Source organism: Rhodopirellula maiorica SM1, from assembly GCF_000346295.1.
In the GTDB taxonomy this organism is placed as follows: Bacteria; Planctomycetota; Planctomycetia; order Pirellulales; family Pirellulaceae; genus Novipirellula; species Novipirellula maiorica.
Genome location: NZ_ANOG01000475.1, coordinates 1 through 5,753, shown reverse-complemented (window position 1 = coordinate 5,753; position 5,753 = coordinate 1). Strand labels below are relative to the sequence as shown.

At 54.1% G+C, this 5,753-nt stretch carries 6 protein-coding genes and 1 pseudogene; 3 read left to right on the top strand and 4 right to left on the bottom strand.

Annotation, left to right across the window (positions count from 1 at the left end; translation table 11 throughout):
• From RMSM_RS42620 to RMSM_RS14980, 3 genes are all read left to right on the top strand, one after another.
• The coding region (locus tag RMSM_RS42620; protein WP_236622149.1) for a P-loop NTPase family protein at nucleotides 1-221 on the top strand (221 nt) is incomplete at its 5' end.
• On the top strand, nucleotides 185-850 hold the full coding sequence (locus RMSM_RS14985) for a helicase-related protein (protein ID WP_236622148.1): 666 nt from the start codon (nucleotides 185-187) through the stop codon (nucleotides 848-850). The genes RMSM_RS42620 and RMSM_RS14985, both read left to right, overlap by 37 nt.
• A 588-nt stretch (nucleotides 851-1,438) precedes the next feature.
• A complete protein-coding gene (locus RMSM_RS14980; RefSeq protein WP_008697673.1) occupies nucleotides 1,439-2,401 on the top strand; it encodes an SDR family NAD(P)-dependent oxidoreductase in 963 nt (320 codons plus the stop codon).
• Between the two features lie 209 nt (nucleotides 2,402-2,610).
• On the opposite strand, the gene RMSM_RS14975 is transcribed toward RMSM_RS14980, so the two are convergent.
• The 4 genes and pseudogenes from RMSM_RS14975 to RMSM_RS14965 all read right to left on the bottom strand — a co-directional run bounded on the left by RMSM_RS14975 (nucleotide 2,611) and on the right by RMSM_RS14965 (nucleotide 5,497).
• A complete protein-coding gene (locus RMSM_RS14975; RefSeq protein WP_008697672.1) occupies nucleotides 2,611-3,378 on the bottom strand; it encodes a class I SAM-dependent methyltransferase in 768 nt (255 codons plus the stop codon).
• Nucleotides 3,375-3,716, bottom strand: coding sequence for a DUF3419 family protein (locus RMSM_RS43410; RefSeq protein WP_315850146.1), 342 nt, complete (start codon nucleotides 3,714-3,716; stop codon nucleotides 3,375-3,377). Before RMSM_RS43410 ends, RMSM_RS14975 begins: the two co-directional genes overlap by 4 nt.
• 103 nt (nucleotides 3,717-3,819) lie before the next feature.
• Nucleotides 3,820-4,611 (bottom strand): annotated as a pseudogene (locus RMSM_RS43405) (DUF3419 family protein); the annotation flags it as partial.
• 40 nt (nucleotides 4,612-4,651) lie between these two features.
• Complete coding sequence (locus tag RMSM_RS14965; RefSeq protein ID WP_008697669.1) at nucleotides 4,652-5,497, bottom strand: UDP-2,3-diacylglucosamine diphosphatase; 846 nt, start codon at nucleotides 5,495-5,497, stop codon at nucleotides 4,652-4,654.
• Nucleotides 5,498-5,753: the final 256 nt, after the last annotated feature.

Here is a 5,753-nt window from a genome sequence, read left to right as displayed (position 1 = left end):
TACAGCAGCAAGCTGGAGCGACTCGGCGAGTTGCTCGAAGGATTGATTCCCGATCCGACTCGGAAAATTGTGTGTTCAGCGAATGGCGTCGTATGCTCGATCGTGTCCAGCGGCGGTTGGACCAGATCGGGTGCGACTATGTGCGACTCGATGGACAGGTGCCACGAAAAAACGGGCTGGAATTGTGGCCCAATTTCAAAACGATCCCGAGTGCCGTGTGATCTTGATGACCAACGCCGGTTCTACCGGATTGAATTTGCAGAGTGCCAATACGGTGATCAACGTCGATCTGCCCTGGAACCCGGCGGTGTTGGAGCAGCGGATTGCGCGAGCTCACCGGATGGGGCAGAAGAATCCTGTGCATGTTTACAAACTGGTGACCACAGCAACGATCGAAGAGAAGTTGCTGGATACGTTGGCGTCCAAGCAAGATTTGGCCAATGCGTCGCTCGACATGCAGAGTGATGTCGAGTCGGTCGAACTGTTCAGCGGGATGGAAGAGCTGAAACGGCGGTTGGAGCAAATCATTGGTCCGGCGCCGACGGCGCCGGTGGACCAGAGTCAGCAACGAAGGGTTGAGGCGGAAACAGAACAGTTGCGTCAACGTCGCGAGAAAGTATCCGCAGCGAGTGGCCAGCTGGTCGGGGCGGCACTTGCATTGGCTGGCGAGTTGATCAACAAACCTGGAGACGCCTCGCCGTCAAGTGAGATCGTGGATCGGTTGACCGAGCGACTAGGCGAGTGTGTCGAGACGGATAGCGAAGGCCGTCCGCAGTTGACGATCAGCTTGCCTGACAAAGACGCGCTGCGCGGTTTGGCGACCACACTGGCAAGACTGCTGGAAGCGTAGTGTTTCGGTTGAATCCCGAGTTCGAGCGGGGCCAGTGCCCACGTCGCTTTTTATTCTTAATCCTAATCCTTATCTTCTTTCGGTGGTGGACGAACGGGCGCGCGGGGAGCTTGCTCGGACGGGATTAAGATTAGGAGTAGGATTAAGATTAAGAGGTGAGTGGCCGCGAGTGGCCGGTAGGAACCGGTGCTACTTGAACTTGATGTGCTTGCCCTTGAGGCACCGCGACATCGGTACGCCTGCTTTCTGTGCAGATGTTGCGTGTCACTCTATCAAGAACATTCAGCAGTAAATGCACGTCTATACCGTGTATTTACGCCAAAATGTCGCCTTGTTCTCTCCCACGATGCTCGTTTGGGTCGGTTGGCATAGGAGATGCGTTGGGTCGGTTTGACTTTGAGCCAAACGGGTCGCTTTTGTCGTCGGCCATCCGTGAGCTCCATACCATCTACTTTGGCACCCATTCGGTGATGCTCGAGTAGTGGGATTCGCCTGAATTCTCGTATTTACGGTTTAAACGCCAGGAACTTTGGCGAGTTCCACTACGAAAGTAGCAGGCGTAATCTAAACACCGCAGGGAATCGAGCGATGCACAAGCCTGATGCGATGTTGCTGGAACGGGCTCGTGTGAAAGCCGAAGCGGCTGGGTATCGGCTCACACATCCGCCGGATCGTCGTCGCGTTGTGTTGGTTACCGGGGCATCGGTGGGTTTGGGCTTGGCGTTGGCACGGCAACTGATCGCCGAACAAGAGCGGCAGCAATACCACATCGTCTTGACCGCTCGCGGGTCCTCGTTGACTCGGTTCCAAGAGCAAGGGATTAAAGCGAGCGAGACGATCTGGATACGTCCCTTGGAGGTGACCGATGCAAAACAGCGATGTGAGTTGGTTGCCGAGATCGACGCTAAGCTCGGTGGAGTCGACATTCTGATCAACAATGCCGGGGTGGCCTACCGTTCATGTGTCGAACATGTGACGGAGCCGGAGCGACTGCATCAGATGAACATCAACTTTCGTTCGCCACTTGAATTAATACGTTGTGTGTTGCCTGGTATGCGTGCCAAGCGATGTGGAAGGATTGTCAACATTTCGTCAGTGGGTGGGATGATGGCGATGCCAACGATGTCAGTTTACTCGGCGTCCAAGTTTGCGTTGGAAGGTGCCAGCGAGGCACTTTATTACGAACTGAAACCATGGAATGTTTCGGTGACTCTGGTGCAACCGGGGTTCATGCGATCCGATGCGTTTGCGAAGGTGCCCTACACGGTGATGAGTGCAAGAGCATCGATCGATTGCAGTGACCCATATCATGAACATTACTACCACATGGAAAAATTCATTGGCAAGATGATGAATCGTGCTCTTGCCACTCCCGATTCGGTGGCACGCAAGGTTATCCGAATTGCGAGATCCAATTCACCACCGCTGCGAGTGTATGGCAGTTTGGATGCGGTCGCATTCGCATGGTTGCGATGCGTCCTGCCGCGGCGTCTCTACACGTGGTTGCTGTATCGAAATTTGCCGCAAGTCCGTCAGTGGGGACAGCGGTAGATGCGATCATCGATCCTAAACGTAGCGATAGTCGCGAAGACTTTCGGGGATCGGGGGGAGACCGGCCGAAACTCTTGGCGGTTTGTTAAATTAATCGTTTAACAGTCAGCCGAAGGCGTACTCGCATCTGTTAGCGTACGCCTATCGGCTAACGGTTAAACGAAGCATTATAAAGTCAGCCTAAGCCAACGAGCCGTTGACGGCTTCTGCTACGAAGAGGGTTTGCGGCCGAGGTACAGATAGTACGGAGCTCGCAACAGCGGCAGATAGGGGACCTTGCCAAAGCGTTCTTCGCAGCGGCCAACCGGGAATCGCCGGTGCAGCATCGCAAGATGGTCGCTGGTCAGAAACACATTGTCCGCGGCGAACCAATGGGACCAAAACGCTCGTCGCAACCAACTGTGTTGCCGGTGGCCCGTAGAGGCATGTTTTCGCGAGACATAAAAGTCGACCACCGAAATTGTCCCGCCGGGTTTTAACATGGCTTCGGCAAGCGCTAGCGTTTGGAACCAATCGGGAATCATCGTCAGCGAATAGCTCAGCGTAATCACGTCGACGCTTTCCGGCGGCAGCGAAAATGTCGTCGCGTCGGCAAGATGCGTCTGGGCATTGTCAAATCCCGATTCGCGAATCCGCTGGTCTGCGACACTTAATAGCGACGGAGAGAGATCGAGAAGGTGGACGCTGCGAAGTTTTTTAGTCTGATCGCCAGCGAAGGACAGGTTCGTTCCCGTGCCGGCACCGATATCCAACCAAACGCCATCGTCCGGGAAATCGATCCACGAGATCAGCTCTTTGCGGCCGTGAAGCATCCGTTCGCGAAACGAGTCGTAATCGGTGGCTTGGCCACCATAGAAACTTTCGAGCCGCTCGGCATGCGTTGCTCCTCGGACTCGGTGGAACAACAAGTGCCAAAGGACTCGCAGATCGGCACGACGCGATGGATTGCCGGAAACTGAGGGGATGCTCTGACTCACGCGGCCACCCCTGTGATGTTGGATGTTGCGGCCAAATCGGCAATGTAAAAACTGCCATAGGTGTGGACGCGGTCGCGGGAATGCAGGTCGGTCGCCAAGTCGCTATGATAATTCAGCAATTCGCCAAGCGAAACCGTTTTCCCTTCGATGCTGACTCGTAGTGGATCAACAAAGTCGACATCCAGTGCCGCGCTTCGCCATAGAACGCGGCTGTTCGTCGAGGCTCGATTGACGATACTCTGCCATTCGCTCGCCAATAGCTCGGGGTACCGCGAGTAGAGCCAATCCATGTGATCGAGCAATACAAAGCGTGAGATCGGTTGCTCGTGCTTCGACAGAAAGCCTTCTACCGTATCCGTTTGGGTGTGAACTCGGTCGACCTAACCCGTTTTTTAGTTTCTGAAAATTATCGGGTTTCAGATACTCAGGACAGCACTGCGGGGTGTATTGACCGGTGAGGTAGACACGCCAGAAATAGTTGTCTCGTAGCGGGATACGTTTGAAAACTGTTTCAATACGATCTTGAATGAACCCGCTCACTCCACCGGGGAAATCTTGATCGAGTTGGTTTCGTTGACTGCGAGGCACGCCCAGCATTGCCATGGTGGAATCGCGTCGCAGTATCCAGCGAAGCGGCTTGCGCCAAAGTCGCCGGTTGATATCGTGTTCATCGTAAATTTCGTGTTGTTGTTCGACCGATTCGGCTGCCAAGATGGCTTCGATCGAATCACGTAGGCCGGGTGATCGATTCAGGTAGCCGTTGATCATCCAAGCGAACAGACCGCTGGTACCGCGAAAATAGAAACTGCTGCGACGCGACTTTCCGGTGAAAAAATCGGCTCGTCGATCCCACGTGTCGTGGTATTGCGGGTCCAATTCGGGACGAATCGAATCGTGATAAAGTGCGTTCCAGTTCGGGTGATGACCGCGTCCGAAGACCTGAAAGAAGTCGGCGAAATCGATCGATTTGATCGCGGCGATCTTGAGTTCTAAAAGTGCGTTTTGCAGCGGGTTCATGTCCACGGCAAACACGTTTTTCGGCGACTGCAGTGCATAGTCCAGTGCATTGCAGCCAGCCGACGTGATCACCAACACGGAGTCGTCCGAAGTCAACTCGAGTGCTTCGCGATCAATCCGCGGGTCTTCCCAGCAGGTGTTGTAGACAAGGTTTCGTTGGTGAACGGCGGAAAAGCATTTTTGTCCAATCCATTGGGACACTTTCGGGGCAACCATCAAATACTCTTTCGATTCGAGATCAAGAGACGAGGCGAGACTAGGCGGCAACCTCTTCCGCCACTTCGTTTTCGAGGCAAGGTTCTAGCGGCAGATTCCGGCTTGGCAGATCCAGCAGGACGTCTTCGCCGTAACGCTGTAGCAAGTGGATACGTCCATCGTTGGACTCGACCAAGCCGGTGCAGTTTTCGACCCAATCGCCGGTGTTACAGTAGACCATCGAGTCGTTGGAAACGATGTCGGGGGTGTGGATGTGGCCACAGATCACGCCGTCGCAATCGCGAACGCGAGCGTGTTGCATGATCTTGGCCTCGTAGCTGCTGATGAAACGAACACATCGTTTGACGCGGTCTTTCAAAATCGCACAAATGCCGTAGGGGTTACGGTCTTCGCCAAGCAAGATGCGGTGGAACCACCAATTCGCACTCAAGCATGCATCGTAAAAGATCGAGCTGCCTCGCGATGCCCACTGGGCACGTGTTTCGAACACGTCAAACAAATCGCCATGCGTGACCAGGAAACGCCATCCGCCAAGGGTTTCGAAAACAAATTCGTTACCAACTTCGAATTTCGGCAGATCAGTTGGCAAAAACGCTCGTAGCGCCGGGTTCCGCAAAAAGGAATCGTGATTGCCGGGGACGTAGTGAATCTTCGTGCCTTGCTGAGCTAGCGCAACGAGATGTGAAATGATCTCGTCGCAATCGCGTGGCCAATACCAACCGGTATTGATCTTCCACGTGTCGATAAAATCGCCAACGATGTATAGCGACTCGGGATTAAATTGACGAAGGAAATGAAGGAATTTGCGAGACTGCGAATGCTTGCAACCGAGGTGTACGTCACTTACCAAAAGTGTACGTACCGGTGTCGCATTGGCTACGTCCATGCCAATCGTCCTTTGTAGTGAGGAGCATTGCTTGTGAAGCACTTCTCTGGTGAGAAGCCGTCACCATTTCCACTTGCCCGGAATAATAGAGAACGCTTGTTTAGATTGGGTGAAACGCCAGCGCAGGTTTTCAGAAGTTTTTTACGCTCCGCAAGCGGGGAGCCTTGGAACCAGGTGTGGTCCTCGTTACCAAGCTCTCGCCTGGTAACGCACTGCTGCAGAGGCTCCCGCCTCCTCTTTTTTGTGTTTGGCAGGC